Source organism: Glutamicibacter sp. TV12E, assembly GCF_052441935.1.
Taxonomy (GTDB): domain Bacteria; phylum Actinomycetota; class Actinomycetes; order Actinomycetales; family Micrococcaceae; genus Glutamicibacter.
In genome coordinates this window covers 1852572-1872022 of the sequence record NZ_JBQVVF010000001.1, presented here as the reverse complement: position 1 = coordinate 1872022, position 19451 = coordinate 1852572, and the positions used below count along the sequence as shown (strand labels likewise).

The window sequence follows — 19451 nt, the reverse complement described above, 5'->3', positions numbered from 1 at the left end:
CGTGTGGAACTCAAATATAACCCCGATCACATCAACCCAGCAGGAGCGTCAGCGGTCCCCTGGCGAAGTAGACCAGGAAGCCCAGGGCGACGATCCACATCAGCGGATGCACCTTCTTATGGCGTCCGGCCGCGGTATTGACCACAACCCAGGCGATGAAGCCCGCGCCGATGCCGTTGGCGATCGAATAGGTCAACGGCATGGTGATCAGGGTGAGGAAAGCGGGCATGGCCGAGGAGAACCGCTTGAAATTGATCTCGCGGATCTGCGAGCACATCATGGTGCCCACCAGGACCAGCGCCGCTGCGGCCACTTCCATCGGCACCACCGAGGTCAGCGGCGTGAAGAACATCGAGCCCAGGAACAGCAGGCCGGTGATGATCGAGGCGAGCCCGGTGCGCGCGCCTTCTCCGATGCCCGCCGCCGAATCCACGTAGACGGTGTTGGAGGAACTGGATCCGGCACCGCCGGCCACCGCCCCCAGGCCCTCGATCACAAAGGCCGCCTTGAGCCGCGGGAAGGTTCCGTCCTTGCTGGCCAGCCCGGCATTTTTGGCCAGCCCGGTCATGGTGCCCATGGCATCGAAGAAGTTCGTGAAGACCAGGGTGAAGACCAGCATGGTGGCCGCCAGCACCCCGATCCTGCTGAACGAGCCGAACAGGTCAAAATCCCCGGCCAGCGACAAATCCGGCAGCGACACGATCTGTCCCTGCAGCACCGGCATGTTCAGGTGCCAGCCGTGCGGGTTCGACTCGCTGCCCGGCCCGATCTTGAACACCTGCTCGGCGATCACCGCCAGCACCGTGGAGACCACAATGCCGATCAGGATCCCGCCTTGGACCCCGCGGGCCACCAGCGCGCCCATGATCAGCAAGCCCAGCACGAAGATCATGGTCGGTATCGATACGATCGATCCTCCGTCCCCCAACTGCACCGGCGGGCCGGCCGGGGTGCGGGTCACAAAGCCCGAATCCACAAAGCCGATGAAGGTGATGAACAGGCCGATGCCCACCGTGATGGCGGCCTTCAGGTCCTTCGGGATGGCGCGGAAGATGGCGGTGCGGATGCCGCTCATGCCAAAGAGCACGATCAGCACGCCGTTGATCACCACCAGGCCCATGGCCTCGGGCCAGGTGACTTCCTGGACCACCGAGACGGCCAGGAAGGAGTTCATTCCCAGTCCTGCGGCCAGGGCAAAGGGAAGGTTGGCGATGAGGCCGAAGAGGATGGTCATCACCGCCGCGGTCAGCGAGGTCATCGCCCCGACCTGGGCGGCGGGCAACCAGTTGCCGGCCACGTCAACCGGTGCCGCGCCGGCGCCGAAGCCGCCGATGATCAGCGGATTCAAGATGACGATATATGCCATCGTGAAGAAGGTGACCAGTCCGCCGCGCACCTCGCGGCCCAGGGTGGACCCGCGCTGGCTGATGCTGAACAGGGAGTCCAGCAGTTTCCTTGCTCCGCCCGGTGATGGCGCGGAGTTGGCAACGTCGTGCTGTTCGCTGAGCGTTGTCATGGCCGGCGCCTAGTAGTCGGTACGGGTTTCCAGGGCGTCCCAGGCCTCAAAGGGCTTGAGGTGTTCGACCGCGTCGTTGTGGAAGTGCTGCACCGGCATCAGCGCGCGGTCCGAGCCTGCAGCGAAGTATTCGTAGAACACCGCGTCATCGAATCCTGCCTTGGCCGCATCGTGGCGGTCGGCGGCGTAGCAGACCTTGGAGATGCGGGCCCAGAGCGAGGTGGCCAGGCACATGGGGCACGGTTCGCAGCTGGTGTAGAGCACGCAGCCGGACAGATCGAAGTTTTCCAAGGCCGCTGCGGCGGTGCGGATGGCGACGACTTCGGCGTGGGCCGAGGGGTCGTTGCTTGCGGTGACCCGGTTGACCCCCTCGAAGATCTGCCCATCCGGGGTGACGACGATGGCGCCAAAGGGGCCTCCGGCGTTGTGGACATTCTGGGTGGCAATCTCGATGGCCATCGAAAGATAGTCTTGGCCAGTGGTATTAACGCTCATCGCGTGTCTCCTCATGCTTTAGACAAGCACGGCGCATCATCCGGTTGCCCGCCATGACCCGGCCGTACTCGGCTGCTGAATTGATCAGTTGCACGCCCGGTAGATAGCGACCCTTTGATGGGTGCCCGCCATAGACACGTATGAGATTATCAGCGTGATCAAGACCACGCAATAACTTTTTGAGATTGTGTTTTCGCATGATGAATATGCGGTCTTTTCCCGGTTTCCAACGGATTACAAACCTCTATCGGCCCCAAAACGGCACCCGTGAGTTTAAATTCCCTTCGGTGCAACAACCACTGCACCTTCGCGAAATACCGCTTTGCCATGCTCTAAGCATCAGTCATCTGCGAAGGGAACAAATGCCGTGAGCTCACAAGTAGACCCAGCAGCGCAACTGCGCACCGACACCGCATCCTCCCTGGATATCAGCCCCGGACGCTGGATCAACAACTGGACCCCCGAGGACCCGAAGTTCTGGAACAGCGTCGGGCAAGCCACCGCTGGACGCAACCTCAAATGGTCGATCTTCGCCGAATTCCTCGGCTTCAGCGTCTGGCAACTTTTTGCCATCGTGGTTATCTACCTCCCGGCTGCTGGCTTCAGCTACAGCACCTCCCAGCTCTTCTGGCTGATCTCCATGCCAAGCCTGGTCGGCGCCACCCTGCGCATCCCCTACACCTTCATGGTCGCCCGCTTCGGCGGACGCAACTGGACCATCGCCTCGGCCCTGCTGCTGCTCATCCCGGCCGCCGGCCTCTCGCTGGCGCTGTCCAGCACCAGCACCCCCTTCGGCGTGATGCTGCTGCTCGCGGCCTTGACCGGATTTGGCGGCGGCAACTTCGCCTCCTCGATGGCCAACATCACCCACTTCTACCCGGCCTCCCGCAAGGGATGGGCCCTGGGGCTGAACGCCGCCGGCGGAAACCTCGGCGCCGCGGTGGCCCAGTTGCTGGTTCCGATCGCCATCACGGTCTTCGCCGCCGACGCCCTGCAGCTGCCGCTGGCAGGGATCATCTGGATTCCATTGATCCTGGTTTCAGCCTGGGGCGCATGGCGCTACATGCACAACCTGTCCTCGGCCAAGTCCGATGTCCGCGGGGCGATCGCCTGCCTGCGCGAAAAGCACCTGTGGATCATCGCCTGCCTGTACGTGGGTACCTTCGGCTCCTTCATCGGGTTCGCCGCGGTCTTCCCCAAGCTGATCGTTGACACTTTCCCTTCCTTCTCCCACCTGCCGCTGGGCACCGCCACCATCACGCTGGCCTTCCTCGGTCCCCTGGTTGGCTCGCTGTCCCGGCCGTACGGCGGCAAGATGGCCGATCGCCACGGCGGCGCAAGAATCACCGTGCTCGCCCTGGCCACCATGGCGCTGATCACCGCGCTGGTGGTCCTGACCCTGCCGCTGGCCAACTTCTGGCTCTTCCTGCTGCTGTTCCTGCTGCTGTTCGCGGCCACCGGTATCGGCAATGGATCCACCTATCGCATGATCCCGGCGGTCTTCGCCCTGGGTGTGGGCTCCCAGGGGGCCGAAGCATCACGCAAGTCCGCCGCGGCGCTGGGGCTGATTTCCGCGATCGGCGCCTACGGCGGCTTCCTGATCCCGCAGGCTTTGGGCTTGTCCATGTCCGGCGCGGGATCCTACACCCCGGCCTTCATCGTGTTCATCGGCGCCTACCTCGCACTGATGATGATGACCTGGTACAACTACGCACGCTCCGGGACCCGGTTCGCCCAGCATGGAGTCTAGAATGACCGCAACCCACTGCCCCTACTGCGCACTGCAGTGCGGCATCACCCTTCAACCGGCCAGCTCGGGAACCACCCTGAGCGGCCGGGACTTCGAAACCAACGGCGGGGCCCTATGCCGCAAGGGCTTCAGCGCCGCCAAGCTCCTCGAGCACCCGCAGCGCCTGGCCTCCCCGATGCTGCGCCAAGCCGACGGAGGTTTTGCGCCGGTCAGCTGGGATGCCGCACTGGATCTGGTGGCCGAGAAGGCCCGCAGCATCCGTGCCGAGTCCGGCGCCGATGCAGTCGCGATGTTCGGCTCCGGCTCGCTGACCAACGAAAAGGCCTACCAGCTGGGCAAGTTCGCCCGGCTGGCCCTGGGCACCTCGCGGATCGACTACAACGGGCGTTTTTGCATGTCCTCGGCAGCGGCCGGCAGCAACAGGGCCTTCGGGCTGGATCGCGGCCTGCCCTTCCCGCTGGCCGACCTGGATACCGCCTCAATGATCCTGATGCTCGGCTCCAACGTCGCCGACACCATGCCGCCCTTTGTCCGGCACCTGGAAACCGTGCGGGAACGCGGCGGGCTGATCGTGGTCGACCCGCGCCGCTCGGCCACCGCCAAGCTCAGCGCCGAGGGGGCCGGCTGGCACCTGCAGCCCACCCCGGCCACCGATCTGCAGCTGCTGCTGGGACTGGCCCATGTGGTGCTCGCCGAATCCTTGGCCGATACCGGCTATCTCCAGGCGCGCACCACCGGCCTTGAGGCGCTGCGTTCTTCGGTAGCCGCCTGGTGGCCAGAGCGCACCGCCAAAGTCACCGGCGTGCCCGCCGAGGCCATCCGCCGCACCGCCCGCGCGCTGGCCGCCGCGGCCCAGGCGGCGAAAAACGGCGGCCACCCGGTCTACATCCTCACCGGGCGCGGCATCGAGCAGCACGCCAACGGCACCGATACCGTCACCGCCGCCATCAACCTCGCCCTGCTTTTGGGACTGCCCGGCACCCTGGCCGGCGGCTATGGCACCATCACCGGCCAGGGCAATGGCCAGGGCGGGCGCGAACACGGCCAAAAATGCGACCAGCTGCCCGGCTACCGCAAGATCGCCGACCCCGCACACCGCGCGCACGTCGCCAAAGTCTGGGGCGTGGACCCTGGCATCATTCCCGGCCCCGGCATCCCCGCCACGGAATTGCTCAACGCCCTGGGCACCGAGGGCGGGCCGCGCATGCTCATGGTCCACGGCGCCAATCCGGTAATTTCCGCGCCGGATGCCACCCAGATTTTCAGCGCGCTGCGCCGCCTGGACTTCCTGGTGGTCTGCGATTTTTTCCTCTCCGAAACCGCCGCTGAAGCGGATCTGGTTCTACCGGTCTTGCAGTGGGCCGAGGAGGAAGGGACCATGACCAATCTGGAGGGCCGGATCCTGCGCCGGCGCGCCGCGGTGGCAGCACCCGGCCAGGCCAAAAGCGAATTGTGGATCCTCTCCCAGCTGGCCGATCGGCTCGATGCCCCGGGCACCTTCTCCCCCCGAGCCGCAGAGGTCTTCGAGGAGCTCAAGCGCGCCTCGGCCGGCGGGATCGCCGACTACTCCGGGGTGAACTGGCAGGACGTTGACCAGGGCGCCGCCATCTATTGGCCATGCCCCGAAGGCAGCGTGATCAGCACCGAGCCCGGGACCCGCAATGGCACCCCGCGGCTCTTCCTCGAAAACTTCGCCCACCCAGATGGCAGGGCGAAAATCGTTGCCGTCCACGCACCGGCCACCCTGCCGGCCCAGCAGATTTCGCTGGTCACCGGCCGGTTGCTGGAGCACTACCAGTCCGGCGCGCAGACCCGCCGGGTGGATGAGCTGGCCGCCACGGCCCCGGAAGCGGCACTGGAAATCCACCCGAGCACCGCGCTGGCCCACCAGATCAGCGACGGCCAGCGGGTCGAGGTTTCCAACCAGCGCGGCACCACGATCGCCCGCGCCAAGCTGAGCAGCGATATGCGCCTGGACACCGTCTTCCTGCCCTTCCATTTCCCGGGCACCGGCACCGCCAACCTGCTGACCGACCCGCGGGTGGATCCGGTCAGCTCGATGCCCGAATTCAAGCATGCCCAGGTGAGCCTGAACCCGATCAAGGGGGAAAATTGAAGCATCCCGAACAGATTGCCATCATCGGATTCGGCCCGGTAGCCGCCTCGCTGGTCGAGGGCCTGCTGCCCGCGGTGGCCGCCGGCCGCTGCCAGCTGACCGTGATCAGCGCCGAGGAGCACCTGGCCTACAACCGCGTGCTGCTGGCCGAGCTGGCCGTTGGCGCCGCGCAGTTCGAGCACCTGCTCATGGTCGACGAACAGCGGCTCGCCGACGCCGGGGTCAGGCTCGTGCTTGGCGCGCAGGCCACCGGCTTGGACCGCGCCCGGCGCCGGGTGCTGATTCGCGGCAAGGAAGCGGTGCCCTACGACCGGCTGGTTTTTGCCACCGGGGCCCGCGCCATGATCCCGAGCCTGAACGGCCTGAACTTCGATCCGCACGCGGACACCGAGCTGCCCGAGCGCGTTTTTGCCCTGCGCACGGTGGATGATGCGCAGCAATTGCAGCAGTCGCTGGCCGCTGGCCGGCGGATCCTGATCCTCGGTGGCGGCATCCTGGGCATTGAAGCGGCCCTGGCCATTGCCGCTACTGGCGGCCACCCCACGCTCGTGCACCACGGCCCTGCTCCGCTGGGCCGCGTGGTGGATTCCGACGGCGGCGCGCTGCTCACCCGCTGCCTTCTCCAGGCCGGTGTTGAGGTGATCTCCGAGGCCAAGGCCACCGGCGTCGTCAAGGACGAGCACGGCTTCACCGCCCTGGCCACCTCCACCCACGGCGAAATTCCCGGAGGCGCACTGCTGATATCCACCGGCGTGCGCGCCCGCACCGAACTGGCCGAGGGCTGCGGGCTGTCCGTGGGCCGCGGCATCCAAACCAATAGCTACCTGTGCGCAGATACCGAACAGCGCATCTACGCCCTGGGCGATTGCGCCGAAGTGGACGGAGCACCACCGGTCGGCCTGCTCGCCCCGGGCTGGGCCCAGGCCAGCTGGCTGGCCCAGCACTTGACCTCCGAGACCGAAATCCCGGCCCCCGATTTTTCCGCCTCCGATGTGCTGATGCTCAAGGGTCAGGGGATCGAGGTGGCCGCCGCCGGCGATATCAGCGCCGGCTTCTGGGACAACCCGGAACTGCAGGCCACCGTTTTTGCCGACCCCACCGCCGGCCGCTACCTGAAACTGGTCACCTTCGATGGCGCGGTCACCGGTTTCCTGTCCATCGGCCTGCCGCAAACCAGCGCGGAGCTGGTCCTCGCCTACGAACGCGGCAGCGCGTTGCCGCAGGATCGTTCCACGCTCTTGCGCCTGGACGATCCGGCCGTGGATCCCAGCTCGGCGATTCCGAGCGATGACGACCAGCTGTGCCGCTGCTCCGGCGCCACCTACGGCCAGGTCGCGCATTCGGTGGCCGAAGGCTGCACCACCGTGGCGCAGGTCGGCGAATCCTGCCGCGCCGGCACCGGCTGCGGTGGCTGCAAGTCCAAGATCGAGGAACTGCTGAACAAGGCTCCCGCACTGGCCTAGGCACTAGACAACGCAGGGACGAGATATCTCGTCCCTGCGTTGTTGCATGTGATTCAGTTGTATGTGGTGCAGTTGCTTGGTGTTGGTCTCAGGCTGCAAGCATCCCGCCCTGATCGTGGACTTCGAACCAGCCCTGCCAGGCGCTGTGTTCTACCTTGACGTCGTATTCTGCGCTGCTTTCTGCGCTGCTCATTTAATCTGCTCCATCCACAGCTGGCCTTCAACTTCCATCATCTTGTGCACTGGCAACGCCGGCGAATCGGCGTTCAGGCAGGCACCGGTATCCAGCCGGTAGACCTCCTTGTGCAGCGGGCAGGCCACGGTGGCCACCGCTTGGCCTTCCACCACGGTGTCGCCCAGGATGCCGCGGGCCATCACCTTGGCGCTGCTGGTTGGGCAGTGGTGCGAGGTGGCATAAAAGGTGTCGGCGTCGGTGCGGAACAGCGCCCGCTGGGCGCCTTCGAGCAGCAGGGCTTCGCCCCAGCCCGGCTCAAGTTCTTCGCTACGGCATACCGGCGCAAAACTCAGGGTGTCTTCGAGGGCCTCTACGGCGAATTGCGTGCTCATGAACAGGTTCCTTTGGTGGTTGGTGTTCGCTGATATACCGAGCTTAGGATCCGCGTGTTTCGCCCAGGGCCGTGGGCGATTGCTAGACGGTAAACCCTGGCTAACAGCAAATCCAGGGAGCGTGAGGCCGCATATGCACCGGAATTTCCGGCAATTTTCCGCCCCCGCAGCGGCGCGGGAACCAGCTTCCCGCGGGCAATAAGTCCACCATGTTTCGTGGCTCTAACCGCCCGCCGCAAGGCTGGGGAAGAGATTTACATCGGCCGAAACACAAGGGAAATTGCACGGCAAAAACGGCTTCCTACAGTGGTGTCAACAGCCTGAAACTCCCCGTTTCCCAGCGAAAGTCGATTCTGATCATGGGTACTACACACACCGAACGCCGCGTCCTGGTCATTGGCGGCGGTCCCGCAGCACACCGATTCACCGAATCGCTGGCCAGCCGCGCACCGCAGAACCTTCACATCACGGTACTGACCGAAGAAGCCCACCTGCCCTACGATCGCGTGGCCCTGTCCAAGGCATTGACTGATCGCGACGTGGACCTGACCCTGGGCGATGCAACGCTCTGGGAAGCCGAGCACGTCACCCTGGAAACCGGCGCCCAGGCCGTAGGCATCAACAGCGAACAGCGCATCGTCACTACCGCCGATGGACGCAGCTTCGGCTACGACGAACTGGTCCTCGCCACCGGCTCCAACGCCGCCACGCTGCCCATCCCGGGCAACGAGCACACCTTCGTCTACCGCACCCTGGAAGATGTCTGGTCCATCGCCGAGAAGGTCGAGGAACTGAAGATCACCCTGGGCCGCACCCCGGTAGTTGCCACCATCGGTGGCGGCCTGCTCGGCCTGGAAGCCGCCGCCGGCGCCCAGGCGCTGGGCGCGCAGGCAGTGGTGATCGACGGCGGAAAATGGCTGATGGGCACCCAGCTGGACGAGGGAGCTGGCCAGGCCATGGGCCGGTTGATCGAGCAGACCGGCTTCACCGTGCACGGCGGAGTTTTCCCCAAGGAAGTCCTCGCCGAGGGCTCAACCGTCACCGGCGTGCTGATGGCCGACGACCGGGTGATCGAGGCCGACATGGTCGTGGTTTCCATCGGCGTGCGCCCCCGCGATGAGCTGATCCGCAACTACAACCAGGCCCTGGAAGACTCGGGCAACGAGGCTGCCCGCTTCTCCATGGGCCCGCGCGGCGGCGTGGTCATCAACGCGAAGTGCGCCACCGACATCGAGCACATCTGGGCCGTCGGCGAGGTCGCGAACTTCGAGGGCCTGTGCATTGGCCTGGTCGCCCCGGCGAATTCCATGGCCGAGATCGTCGCCGAACAGCTCGCCGGCGGAGAGGCTGAATTCGCCGGTTTCGATACCGCCACCAAGCTCAAGCTCTCCGGCGTGGACGTGGCCAGCTTCGGTGATGCCTTTGCCCGCACCGACGGCGCCCTGGAAGTGGTCTACGCCGATGCGCCCCGCGGCCTGTACCAGAAGCTGGTGGTCTCCGCCGACGCGAAGACCCTGCTCGGCGGCATCTTTGTCGGCGACGCCACCCCGTATCAGTCGCTGCGCCCGATGCTCGGACGCGAGCTTCCCGGCGAACCCGGCGCCTACCTCAGCGCACTGGGCGGCGAAGCGCCAGAGAGCGAATTGCCCGATGACGCGGTGCTGTGCTCGTGCAACAATGTCTCCGCCGGGGCCATCCGCGATGCCGTCTCGGGTTGCGGCAGCTGCGAGGGCAAGGACCCGGTCACCACGGTTTCGGGCCTCAAGGGCTGCACCCGCGCCGGAACCCAGTGCGGTTCCTGCGTGCCGATGCTCAAGAAGCTGATGGAATCCCAGATGAAAAAGGACGGGGCCGAAGTTTCCACCGCCCTGTGCGAGCACATCTCCTTCTCCCGCCCCGAGCTCTACGAAGCCATCCAAGTGGCCGACCTGCACACCTACAGCGAGGTCATGGAGCGTTATGGCACCGGATCGGGCTGCGATATCTGCAAGCCGGTGATCGCCAACATCCTCTCCTCGCAGACCGCGGTCCACCCGATGGATGCCGGACTGGCCGGAGCCCAGGACACCAACGACCGCGTGCTGGCCAATATGCAGAAGGACGGCACCTACTCGGTGGTTCCGCGTATTCCAGGTGGCGAAATCACCCCGGAGAAGCTCGGCGTGATCGCCGCTGTGGCCCAGAAGTACGGCCTGTACACCAAGCTCACCGGTGGCCTGCGCATCGACATGTTCGGCGCCCGGCTGGAGCAGCTGCCGGATATCTGGCGTGAACTGGTGGACGCCGGCTTCGAATCGGGCCAGGCCTACGGCAAGTCGCTGCGCAATGTGAAAACCTGCGTCGGTTCCTCGTGGTGCCGTTACGGCATGCTCGATTCCACCGCCCTGGGCATCGAGATGGAGCTGCGCTACCGCGGCCTGCGTGCACCGCACAAGCTGAAGATGGGTGTTTCGGGGTGTGCCCGAGAATGCGCCGAGGCCCGCGCCAAGGACATTGGCGTGATCGCCACCTCCGAAGGCTGGAACCTCTATGTCGGCGGCAACGGCGGCGCCAACCCGGCCCATGCCCAGCTGCTGGCTGGCGGACTGGATGATGAGACGCTGTTCAAGTACATCGACCGCTACCTGATGTACTACATCCGCACCGCGGACAAGCTGCAGCGCACCGCGCACTGGCTGCAGGGTCTGGAGGGCGGCCTGGATCATGCCAAGCAGGTGGTCGTGGAGGATTCGCTGGGCCTGGCCGAAGCGCTGGAAGCAGCCATGGAATCCCACGTGGCCAACTACGAGGATGAATGGGCTGCCACCTTGGCCGACCCGGTCAAGCTCAAGCGCTTCCGCTCCTTCGTGAACACTGCCGAACCGGATACTGCCCTGGAGTATGTGTCCGAACGCGGCCAGCGACGCCCCGCCGAGCCGGTGGCACTAGGTGCCAGAATCCCGGTCGGAGCGCCGCAGCACTAGTCGGCCTGATCCACCCGCGCTACTACCAGCGCGGGTGGACTTGTGCGCGCAGCTTCGCGTCGTAGAGATCGCGCACTGACCTCTTGAAGCCCTCGCTGATTTCCAGTGACCCGGCCGCCGCGTTGGCTCGCGCCTGTTCCGGGTTGCGCGCGCCAGGAATGATGGTGCTGATTCCCTCTTGCGCGGCAAGCCAAGCCAGCGCTACCTGCGCGCTGGTGGCACCGGGAGCTTCTGCGGAGGCCAATTGCGCAAACTGCCCGGCGGCCTGGACTCCGATTGCATAGTCGACACCGGAGAAGGTCTCCCCCACGTCGAACGCTGAGCCGTCGCGGTTGTAATTGCGGTGATCGTCCTTCGCGAACTCGGTTTGCAGGGTGTAGCGGTTGGCCAGCAGGCCGCTGGCCAGCGGGACGCGCGCGATGATTCCGACGCCCGCCTTGCGCGCTGCTGGAAGAACGAGTTCCAGCGGCTTGTGCCGGAAGGCATTGATGATGATCTGCACGGTGGCAATATTTGGCCGGGCAATGGCGGCCAATGCTTCCTCTGCGGTTTCCACCGAGACGCCGTAATTTGCCATGCGCCCTTCGTCCACCATGGCATCCAGCGCATCGTAGGTGGCCTCGGTGGTGTACACCGGGATTGGCGGGCAATGCAGTTGAACCAGATCCAGCGTATCCACCCCGAGATTGGCGCGCGACCGGTCATTCCATGCGCGGAATGCGTCGAGATTGTAATTTTCCGGCAGCTGGTCAACGCGGCGCCCCATCTTGGTGGCTACGGTGATGTTGGCATCAGGATTATTCTTCAGCCATGTGCCGATCAGTTGTTCGCTGCGGCCATCTCCATACACGTCGGCGGTATCGAAGAAGTTCACGCCCGATTCATAGGCTGCATCGAGCACGGCCAAGGCATCGGACTCTTCTACCGACCCCCAGTCCGCGCCAAGTTGCCAGGTTCCCAAACCGATGACAGAAACATTGCGTTGCGTACGTCCAAGTTCTCGTTGTTGCATGGTTTCGAGTGTAGTGCGTCACCTCCATTTCACGCATGGAAGACGAGACGTTTCTGCCCAATCGGCGTTTCAACCAAATCCCTTATGATCCATTCGATAGAATATTCACTGTCATCACAACATCGAGGAGATCATGTTTCCCACCATTTTTGCGCTGTTCTGCGCGCTCATCGGCCTGGTCATCATGCTGGCCGGCAAAACGATGAAACCTGAGAACAAGAACCGTTCCGCAACGCGTGCCACCGGCATTGGCGTTTTTGCCGTCTCGCTGGTCGTTCTTGGCATCATGTCCACCACCATCGTCCAGCCCCGCACCGTTGGCGTGAAAGTCGCGCTGGGAAAGCCGACATCCGTGGTGAGCAACGGCTTCCACCTGAAGTGGCCATGGGAAAAGGTCGAGAAACTGGATGGCTCCGTGCAGAACGACGTCTATTCCGGCGACAGCGGCATTCCGGTTCGCTTGGGAAACAACGGCCGTGCCAATGTTGACGCTTCGATCCAGTGGCAGCTGAAGACCGATGATGCCATGGACGTATTCCTGGACTACCGAACCTTCGAGGGCATCCAGTCGAACCTGGTGGATCGAAATTTCCGTGCCACGTTGAATGAAGTCATGGCTACTTATGACCCTTTGGCCTACACCGAGCCTTCGAAGGGCGGCCAGGATCTGGAAGGGCTGGCCAAGGCAGTGCAGGAAAAGATGCAGGGCAAGGTGAAAACCCAGATCGAAATCCGTTCTGTCACGCTGCCAATCATCAATTTTGATGAACCGACGCAGAACCGCATTAACGAGCTTCAGGCAGAAGCAGCCAAAACTCGCGTTGCTGAACAGCGCAAGCAGACGAGTACCGCTGAAGCCGAGGCCAACAAGATCCTGGAACGTTCCCTGACGCCGGAAACGTTGACGTCTAAGTGCTTGGACATTGTGGCGGAATCAAACCAGAGTCCCATTGGATGTTTCCCAAATTCTGGAGTTCAGCCAATTACCATGACTGGCGACAAGAACAACAAGTAGCTTTACCGCCAGGCACAAATCGCCCCAGTTCATTTGGACTGGGGCGATTGCTGTCACCAGCCCACGTTCTACTCCCCGCACGGGCAGCTGCCCGCCTTCAGGCAGGGATATCCCCGATATCCGGCGGACCACTCCCGGTATCAGGCGGCTGGTTCAGCCAGTCCTCGAAGGAGCGCACCCAGTCGGCTTCACTCATGCACTGCGGGTAGGGCTGATGCGCGAAACCTGTCGCCGGCGGCGCGGTGGAATGATACGTCGGTCCCATGCTGGTGCAGATTTTCATCCGGTGCGGCCCGCGGCAGATGACGATTTCCTGCCAGCCGGGGGTTTCCTTCGCCTGGTTGCAGAACTTGCACCGCCCATCGGCGTTGGCCACGCAGGTAGGCCCTCCGAGGCAGGCCTGGGTGACGTGGTCGATTTCCTCGATCATCCCGTCGCAGAACGGGGTGCGGCAGCGCCGGTCCCGGGTTCTGATGAACTTCTTCATTTTCTCCGGGAAGATCCGCGCCGTGGAGTCCATCGCGATCAGCTCCCGGTCCCCGGGAGCGGTATAGAGGCGGATCAGCTCCACCGTGGTTTCCAGTGCGTGGATGAAGGCCGGGGGCCGGGCGGCGGCCATTTCCGCCAGGGTCATGTTGTTCAGGATTTCCTGCCCGGCGAGCAGTTCGCGCGCGTATTGCGGGGCGATGACCCCGTAGCCGTCCAGGTAGGCCGGCTGCCGGTCGCCGAGGAAGAGGGTCTTGTCGGTCATGATCAGCCCGACGCTCAGGTTGATGGGCACTGTCGCGTCCGGGCTGGTGCAGAAGCTGGCGAGGTAGTCGGCTTCGATTTGCGCGCGGGTGCGTTCGTCGCCGTGGGCTTTGAGGCTTGTGGATTTTGCCTTGATGTCGTTTTTCAGGGCCAGGCCGGCGATGATGGGCAGTTCGGCGTGGATGCTCATCATGCCGGTGGCGGGGTGCGGGGTGAATTTGATGCGGCGTTGCTCTTCGGCGCTTTTCTGCTCTTTGCACTGGTCGTCCGAGGCGTAGGCGAGGGTGAAGTCCTGGACGGTCTCGCTGATTTTCCTGGTGCCCTGGCAGGCGAACATCTGCGGGTTCTTGGCGTAGAGGTTGTCGAATTCGGTGCGGCGTTCGGCCTTGACGATGCGCAGCGGGGTGAGGATGGCACGCATTTGGGCTTCGGTGAATTCGCCGCGGCTGTAGGCGGCGGCCAGGTGCGGGGTGTCGTTGAAGAGGATGCGGCAGTTTTCGAGGTATTCGCGGTAGCCGTGGGGGTCTGCTTTGCGGGCGAGGGCTATGGTGGCGGCGGTGCCGCGGTTCAGCTGCTTGAAGTTGCCGCGTTGGGCGTTGGCACGTACGACGTTGATTTCTGCCTGGTGGGCGAGGGCTGCCTGGTGGTAGCGCAGGGAGGAGATGACGTTTTCCAGGCGGGCGATGCCGGTGAGGGATTCTTCGGCGGTTCCGTGGTCCTCGATCAGGGCCAGGGTGGATTCCAGTGTCTTGACCACGGCGGCGAAGGGGCCGTCGTGCTCTGGGCTGGGGGTGCCCGTGCGGGGGATCCTGGTTTCGGACATGTTCTTATTCTACGCGGGTTGATCGAACATGTCTTCGATGATTTGGTTGCGGATGGATAACTTTTAGAACACAGTAAAGCCACCAGTCAGCGATGGTAATTTCGGATTCAGGGCGGAAGGGCCCGAGCGGAATAGGCGCGCACGAGGTCGTGGTGTTCGAACGCGTGCAACACGAATCTAGCCTGGCGGCATCGGCCGATCGCCGGCCTGGCCGGGCTGCTCGGCGATGATTTGCACTTCCAAACCCTGCTGGTCGTAGAGCTTGCCGTCCACGAGGTGATCGCCGTCGACCAGGCCGTCAAGCTGGAGCTTGTAGATGGAACGCTGCGAGGTTTCCTTCTTGCCCCAGTTCAGCTCGTTGAAGATGATGTTCAGCAGCACCGCCATGATCGTCGCCGAGGAAATGCTCGACTGGAAAATCGTGCCCACCCAGGCAGGGAAGGCGGCGTAGAAGTCGGGCTTGACCATCGGGATGCAGCCAAAGGCCAGCGAGGTCGCGATGATCAGCATGTTCATATTGTCCTCCTTGGCCTTGGCCAGGGTGCGGATGCCGGCAGCGGCGACCGAACCGAAGAGCACCACGCCGGCGCCGCCGAGCACCGGCTGCGGGATCGAGGCGATGACGCGGCCGAGCACCGGCAGCAGGCCCAGGACCACGAGGATGCCGCCACCGGCGGCGACCACAAAGCGGCTTTTGACCCCGGTGATCGCGACCAGTCCGACATTCTGCGCGAAGGCCGACTGGGTGAAGGTATTGAAGATCGGGCCGACCGCCGAGGAGAGCATGTCGGCGCGCAGGCCGTTGGCGATGCGGCGCGAATCCACCTTGGAGCCGGTGATTTCGGCGACCGCGAGCATGTCGGCGGTGGTCTCGGTGTAGGTCACCAGGATGACGATCATCATCGAGATGATGGCGCTGATTTCGAAAATCGGGGCACCAAAGGCGAAGGGCGCCGGCACGGCGAAGATGTCGCCGGCGAGCACCTGCGAGAAGTCGGCCATGCCCATGAAAACAGCCACCAGGGTGCCCAGGGCGATGGAGAGCAGGATCGAGAGGCGCGAGAAGGCGGCCACCCCGGACTTGGACAAGGCCAGCAGGATCAGCAGGGTGATCGCGGCCAGGGCGATGTTTTTCATCGACCCGTAGCTATCGCCGGCGGCCGACCCGCCCATGGCCCAATCCGCGGTGACCGGGAAGAGCGAGACGCCGATGATGGTGATGACCACGCCGGTGACCACCGGCGGGAAGAAGCGCAGCAGCTTGGCGAAGAACGGGGCGATCAGGATGCCGATCGCACCCGAGGCGAGCACCGCGCCAAAAACCGCGGGCATCCCTCCGCCGCCATTGAGGATGGCGATCATGGTGGCCACCCCGGAGAAGGACGTGCCCTGCACCAGCGGCAGCTGGGCACCGAAGAACGGGATGCCCAGGGTCTGCAGGATCGTGGCCAGGCCGCCGATGAACAGGCAGCAGGCCACCAGCACGCCCATCTGCGCGGTGTCCATGCCGGCCGCCCCGCCCATGACCAGCGGCGGGGCGATGATTCCGCCGTACATGGTCAGCACGTGCTGGAAGCCGTAGGCCACCGTGCGGCCGGGGCTCAGGCGTTCGTCTTCGGGTCTTGCGCTCATGGGGAAAATCCTCTGCGGTGGACTGCAAATTGGCGCATCCGGCGTTGGCGGGATGCGCCCCGCCCTCAATTCTCCCGCATGAGCCCGATAGATCAGCTATCCAGCGTGCGCCCGGGCTGCTGGGTGTGCTCCACGAAGCGCACCATCATGGCCTTGAAGCCCGGGGTGTTCGACTCGCGGGCCACCAGATCGCGGTGCACCAGCGCGTTGGCTTCCGGGTAGTAGGCCGCCACGCAGCCCTTGGCCGTCGGGTAGGAAACCAGCCGGAAGCGGTTGGCGCGGCGCTCGGTGCCGGCGAACGTGGAGATCACGTCCACCAGATCGCGGTCCTTGAACCCGGTCTGCTCCAGGTCCTCCGGGTTGACCAGGATGACCCGGCGGCCGTCCTTGATGCCGCGGTAGCGGTCATCGAGCCCGTAGAAGGTGGTGTTGTACTGGTCGTGGCTGCGCATGGTCTGCAGGATCAGGTGGCCCTCGGGAGCTTCAAGCGCTTCGAAGTCCGAGACGGTGAAGCGGCCCTTGCCGATGTCGGTGGCGAACGAGCGGGTGTCGCGCGGCGGGTTGGGCAGCACGAAGCCGTTCTTGGTCCGCACCCGGGCGTTGAAGTTCTCGAAGCCGGGCAGCACCTTTTCGATGTGGTCGCGGATCACGTCATAGTCCTCGGCCATGGCGCGCCAGTTGACCGGGTGGTCCTCGCCCAGGATCGCCTGGGCCATGCGGGCGACGATCACCGGTTCGGCCAGCAGGTGCTCGGAGACCGGAGTGAGCCGTCCGCGCGTGGACTTGATGACCGACATGGAGTCCTCCACCGAGAGGAACTGCGCTCCGCCCGGGTGCTTGTCATCCTTGTCGGTGCGGCCCAGGGTGGGCAGGATCAGCGAGGTCTTGCCGTGCACCACATGGGAGCGGTTGGGCTTGGTGGAGATGTGCACAGTCAGCTTGGCCCGCTGCATCCCGGCTTCCAGCGCTTCGGTGTCCGAGTTGGCCAGCGCGAAGTTGCCGCCCATGGAGACGAACACGTCCACCTCGTCCTTTTCGAAGGCGTGCAGGGTTTCGGTGGAGTCGTAGCCGTGGGCACGCGGGGAGCTGATGCCGAATTCGGCGTCGATCGAGGCCAGCAGCTTCTCGGTGGGCTTCTCCCAGATGCCCATGGTGCGATCACCCTGGACGTTGGAGTGGCCGCGCACCGGGCAGGCGCCGGCGCCGGGCTTGCCGAAGTTGCCCTGCATCAACAGCAGGTTGATGATTTCCTTCAGCGTCGGCACCGAGTGCGGCTGCTGGGTCAGGCCCAGCGCCCAGCAGATGATGGTGGCCTTGGACTTGATCAGCAGCTGCGCGATCTCGGTGATCTGCTCGCGGGTCAGGCCCGTGGCCTTTTCGGTGGCCTCCCAGTCCAGGGTGGCGCGCGCTGCGCGGTAGGCGTCGAATCCGTCGGTCACCTGGGCGATGAACTCGTGGTCCACCACGGTTCCCGGGTTCTTCTTCTCCTCTTCGAGCAGCAGGTGGCCGAAGGCCTGGAACAGGGCCAGGTCCCCGCCCACCTTGATCTGCAGGAAGTCGCTGGCCACGGGCTCGGCCTTGCCCAGCATGCCGCCCACGGTCTGCGGATCCTTGAATCCGAAGAAGCCGGCTTCGGGCAGCGGGTTGATCGCGACCACGCGGGCCCCGCGCTTGCGCGCGTCGGCCAGTGCGGAGAGCATGCGCGGGTGGTTGGTGCCCGGGTTCTGGCCAACCACAAAGATCAGCTCGGTGTGCTCGAAGTCCTCCAGCGAGACGGTGCCCTTGCCGATGCCGATCGTCGGGTTCAGCGCGGTGCCCGAGGATTCGTGGCACATGTTCGAGCAGTCCGGAAGGTTATTGGTGCCCAGCGAACGGGCGAGCAGCTGGTACATGAATGCGGTCTCGTTGGCCGTGCGCCCCGAGGTGTAGAACACGCAGCGATCGGCGGTGGTGGCGTTCACGTGCTCCGCGATGGTGGAAAAAGCCTCGGCCCAGCTGATCGCCTGGTAGTGGCTCTCGCCCTCGTGGATGATCATCGGGGTGGTGATGCGGCCCTGGGAGCCCAGCCAGTATTCGGTCTTGTCGCGCAGGTCCTCAATGGAATGCTGGGCAAACCATTCGGGGGTGACGGTGCGGGCGCTGGCTTCCTCGGCGATGGCCTTGGCGCCGTTTTCGCAGAATTCGGCGGGCTTGCGCCGTTCGGTGATGGATTCGGGCCAGGCGCAGCCCGGGCAGTCGAAGCCGCCATGCTGGTTCACCCGCAGCATCGAGCGCAGGGTTCGCACCGGCCCAGCCTGGCTGAAGCCGCGCTCCATGGAGACCATGACCGCCTTGAGGCCCGCGGCGGCATGGGCTGGCTCGGTGACTTTCAGATCATCTTCGTTGATGTCTTTTTTGGGTGCCGAACGATGCATGAGACCCTCCTGTTGGTCGCGTGGCCGGTGCTGATATCCAGCTCACATATTACTAGGCTACGCCTTGTTCACCCGATGCGCATGTGTATAGATGTTCACGCTGTGCTTGCGCGAAAAAGCCGCCAGCGTCAGGCCCGTCTCATCGGCCAGGTCAACGGCCAGGGAGGAAGGCGCGCTGACCGCGGTGAGCAGCGGGATTCCGGCCATCGCGGCCTTCTGCACCAGTTCGAAGGAGGCGCGGCCGGATACCTGCAGCACCGAATCCTTCAGCGGCAGCATCCCGGCTCGCAACCCCGCGCCGATCACCTTGTCCACCGCATTATGCCGCCCCACGTCCTCGCGCAGGATCAGCAATTCGCCGGCGGTGGAAAACAGCCCCGCCGCGTGCACTCCCCCGGTGGAAGAGAACAGCTTCTGCGACTCGCGCAGGGTGTCGGGCAAATCCAGCAAGGTTTCCAGCTCGATCATCCCGGCCGAGGCATCCAGCTCGAACCCGGCCTTCTTGCGCACCTCGTCGATCGAATTGGTGCCGCAGATCCCGCAGGCCGAACTGGTCACCACATTGCGCGCCTTCGCCGCATCCGGGGGCGTGGCCCCGGGACCCAGCTGCACCTCGATGACGTTGAAGGTCTGGTTGCCTTCCTCATCGGTGCCCGCGCAGTAGCGCAGGGAAAGCAGCTGCTCGGGCCTGCGGATCATGCCCTCGCCCACGAGGAATCCGGCGACCATGTCGAAATCGTCGCCCGGGGTGCGCATCGAGGTGGTGTACGAGGTATGCCCGAAACGGATTTCCAACGGTTCCTCGCCGGCCAGTTTCTCCTCGCGCGGGCGCCAGCCGCCCTCTCGCGTGGCGCGAATAACCCGGCGGCGAACGATCTTACGGCCCATGAACCACTCCTGAACTACAACTGCACGTGACTGAAGTCTGGCACCGA

General features: G+C 64.5%; 13 protein-coding genes. 5 read left to right on the top strand and 8 right to left on the bottom strand.

All coding sequences use genetic code 11. The features are described 5' to 3' along the window. Positions 1 to 31: 31 nt before the first annotated feature. Together ACT7DV_RS08745 and ACT7DV_RS08740 are read right to left on the bottom strand one after the other, a co-directional pair. Entirely contained in the window at positions 32 to 1516 is a 1485-nt protein-coding gene (locus ACT7DV_RS08745) for an NCS2 family permease (protein WP_444661858.1), read from the bottom strand. Positions 1517 to 1525: 9 nt separating this feature from the next. Then, complete coding sequence (locus ACT7DV_RS08740; RefSeq protein WP_444661856.1) at positions 1526 to 2011, bottom strand: nucleoside deaminase; 486 nt, start codon at positions 2009 to 2011, stop codon at positions 1526 to 1528. A 367-nt stretch (positions 2012 to 2378) separates the two neighbouring features. Between ACT7DV_RS08740 and ACT7DV_RS08735 the strand changes: the two genes are divergently transcribed. From ACT7DV_RS08735 to ACT7DV_RS08725, 3 genes are read left to right on the top strand one after another with little or no spacing between them, the layout of a single operon-like run. After that, positions 2379 to 3761, top strand: a complete 1383-nt coding sequence (locus ACT7DV_RS08735) for an MFS transporter (RefSeq protein WP_444661854.1) — start codon at positions 2379 to 2381, stop codon at positions 3759 to 3761. Between the two features lies 1 nt (position 3762). Further along, the gene (locus tag ACT7DV_RS08730; protein ID WP_444661853.1) at positions 3763 to 5877 is read left to right on the top strand and encodes a molybdopterin oxidoreductase family protein; all 2115 of its coding nucleotides are present in this window, start codon (positions 3763 to 3765) and stop codon (positions 5875 to 5877) included. Continuing rightward, entirely contained in the window at positions 5874 to 7340 is a 1467-nt protein-coding gene (locus tag ACT7DV_RS08725) for an FAD-dependent oxidoreductase (RefSeq protein WP_444661851.1), read from the top strand. Before ACT7DV_RS08730 ends, ACT7DV_RS08725 begins: the two co-directional genes overlap by 4 nt. A gap of 189 nt (positions 7341 to 7529) precedes the next feature. On the opposite strand, the gene nirD is transcribed toward ACT7DV_RS08725, so the two are convergent. Continuing rightward, the gene (gene nirD / locus ACT7DV_RS08720; RefSeq protein ID WP_444661850.1) at positions 7530 to 7907 is read right to left on the bottom strand and encodes a nitrite reductase small subunit NirD; all 378 of its coding nucleotides are present in this window, start codon (positions 7905 to 7907) and stop codon (positions 7530 to 7532) included. A gap of 359 nt (positions 7908 to 8266) precedes the next feature. On the opposite strand from nirD, the gene nirB reads away from it, so the two are divergent. Next, entirely contained in the window at positions 8267 to 10870 is a 2604-nt protein-coding gene (gene nirB, locus ACT7DV_RS08715) for a nitrite reductase large subunit NirB (protein ID WP_444661848.1), read from the top strand. 22 nt (positions 10871 to 10892) lie between these two features. On the opposite strand, the gene ACT7DV_RS08710 is transcribed toward nirB, so the two are convergent. Next, the gene (locus ACT7DV_RS08710) at positions 10893 to 11882 is read right to left on the bottom strand and encodes an aldo/keto reductase (RefSeq protein ID WP_444661846.1); all 990 of its coding nucleotides are present in this window, start codon (positions 11880 to 11882) and stop codon (positions 10893 to 10895) included. Between the two features lie 133 nt (positions 11883 to 12015). Between ACT7DV_RS08710 and ACT7DV_RS08705 the strand changes: the two genes are divergently transcribed. Then, the gene (locus ACT7DV_RS08705) at positions 12016 to 12897 is read left to right on the top strand and encodes an SPFH domain-containing protein (RefSeq protein WP_444661844.1); all 882 of its coding nucleotides are present in this window, start codon (positions 12016 to 12018) and stop codon (positions 12895 to 12897) included. 97 nt (positions 12898 to 12994) lie between these two features. Here ACT7DV_RS08705 and ACT7DV_RS08700 read toward each other — a convergent pair whose 3' ends face one another. From ACT7DV_RS08700 to fdhD, 4 genes are all read right to left on the bottom strand, one after another. Next, positions 12995 to 14470, bottom strand: a complete 1476-nt coding sequence (locus tag ACT7DV_RS08700; RefSeq protein ID WP_444661842.1) for an HNH endonuclease — start codon at positions 14468 to 14470, stop codon at positions 12995 to 12997. A gap of 177 nt (positions 14471 to 14647) precedes the next feature. Then, positions 14648 to 16102 carry a nucleobase:cation symporter-2 family protein gene (locus tag ACT7DV_RS08695; RefSeq protein ID WP_444661840.1) on the bottom strand — a complete coding sequence of 485 codons (1455 nt, stop codon included), beginning with the start codon at positions 16100 to 16102 and terminating at the stop codon, positions 14648 to 14650. A gap of 92 nt (positions 16103 to 16194) precedes the next feature. After that, the gene (locus ACT7DV_RS08690; RefSeq protein WP_444661838.1) at positions 16195 to 18516 is read right to left on the bottom strand and encodes an FdhF/YdeP family oxidoreductase; all 2322 of its coding nucleotides are present in this window, start codon (positions 18514 to 18516) and stop codon (positions 16195 to 16197) included. 57 nt (positions 18517 to 18573) lie between these two features. Continuing rightward, complete coding sequence (fdhD, locus tag ACT7DV_RS08685; RefSeq protein ID WP_444661836.1) at positions 18574 to 19404, bottom strand: formate dehydrogenase accessory sulfurtransferase FdhD; 831 nt, start codon at positions 19402 to 19404, stop codon at positions 18574 to 18576. Positions 19405 to 19451 lie beyond the last annotated feature (47 nt).

Bases quoted from the DNA above. Each gene is read 5' to 3' on its own strand.
- nirB (WP_444661848.1), top strand. From the start codon at position 8,267: ATGGGTACTACACACACCGAACGCCGCGTCCTGGTCATTGGCGGCGGT.
- fdhD (WP_444661836.1), bottom strand. From the start codon at position 19,404: ATGGGCCGTAAGATCGTTCGCCGCCGGGTTATTCGCGCCACGCGAGAG.
- ACT7DV_RS08710 (WP_444661846.1), bottom strand. From the start codon at position 11,882: ATGCAACAACGAGAACTTGGACGTACGCAACGCAATGTTTCTGTCATC.
- ACT7DV_RS08700 (WP_444661842.1), bottom strand. From the start codon at position 14,470: ATGTCCGAAACCAGGATCCCCCGCACGGGCACCCCCAGCCCAGAGCAC.
- ACT7DV_RS08740 (WP_444661856.1), bottom strand. From the start codon at position 2,011: ATGAGCGTTAATACCACTGGCCAAGACTATCTTTCGATGGCCATCGAG.
- ACT7DV_RS08705 (WP_444661844.1), top strand. From the start codon at position 12,016: ATGTTTCCCACCATTTTTGCGCTGTTCTGCGCGCTCATCGGCCTGGTC.
- nirD (WP_444661850.1), bottom strand. From the start codon at position 7,907: ATGAGCACGCAATTCGCCGTAGAGGCCCTCGAAGACACCCTGAGTTTT.
- ACT7DV_RS08730 (WP_444661853.1), top strand. From the start codon at position 3,763: ATGACCGCAACCCACTGCCCCTACTGCGCACTGCAGTGCGGCATCACC.
- ACT7DV_RS08745 (WP_444661858.1), bottom strand. From the start codon at position 1,516: ATGACAACGCTCAGCGAACAGCACGACGTTGCCAACTCCGCGCCATCA.
- ACT7DV_RS08690 (WP_444661838.1), bottom strand. From the start codon at position 18,516: ATGCATCGTTCGGCACCCAAAAAAGACATCAACGAAGATGATCTGAAA.
- ACT7DV_RS08695 (WP_444661840.1), bottom strand. From the start codon at position 16,102: ATGAGCGCAAGACCCGAAGACGAACGCCTGAGCCCCGGCCGCACGGTG.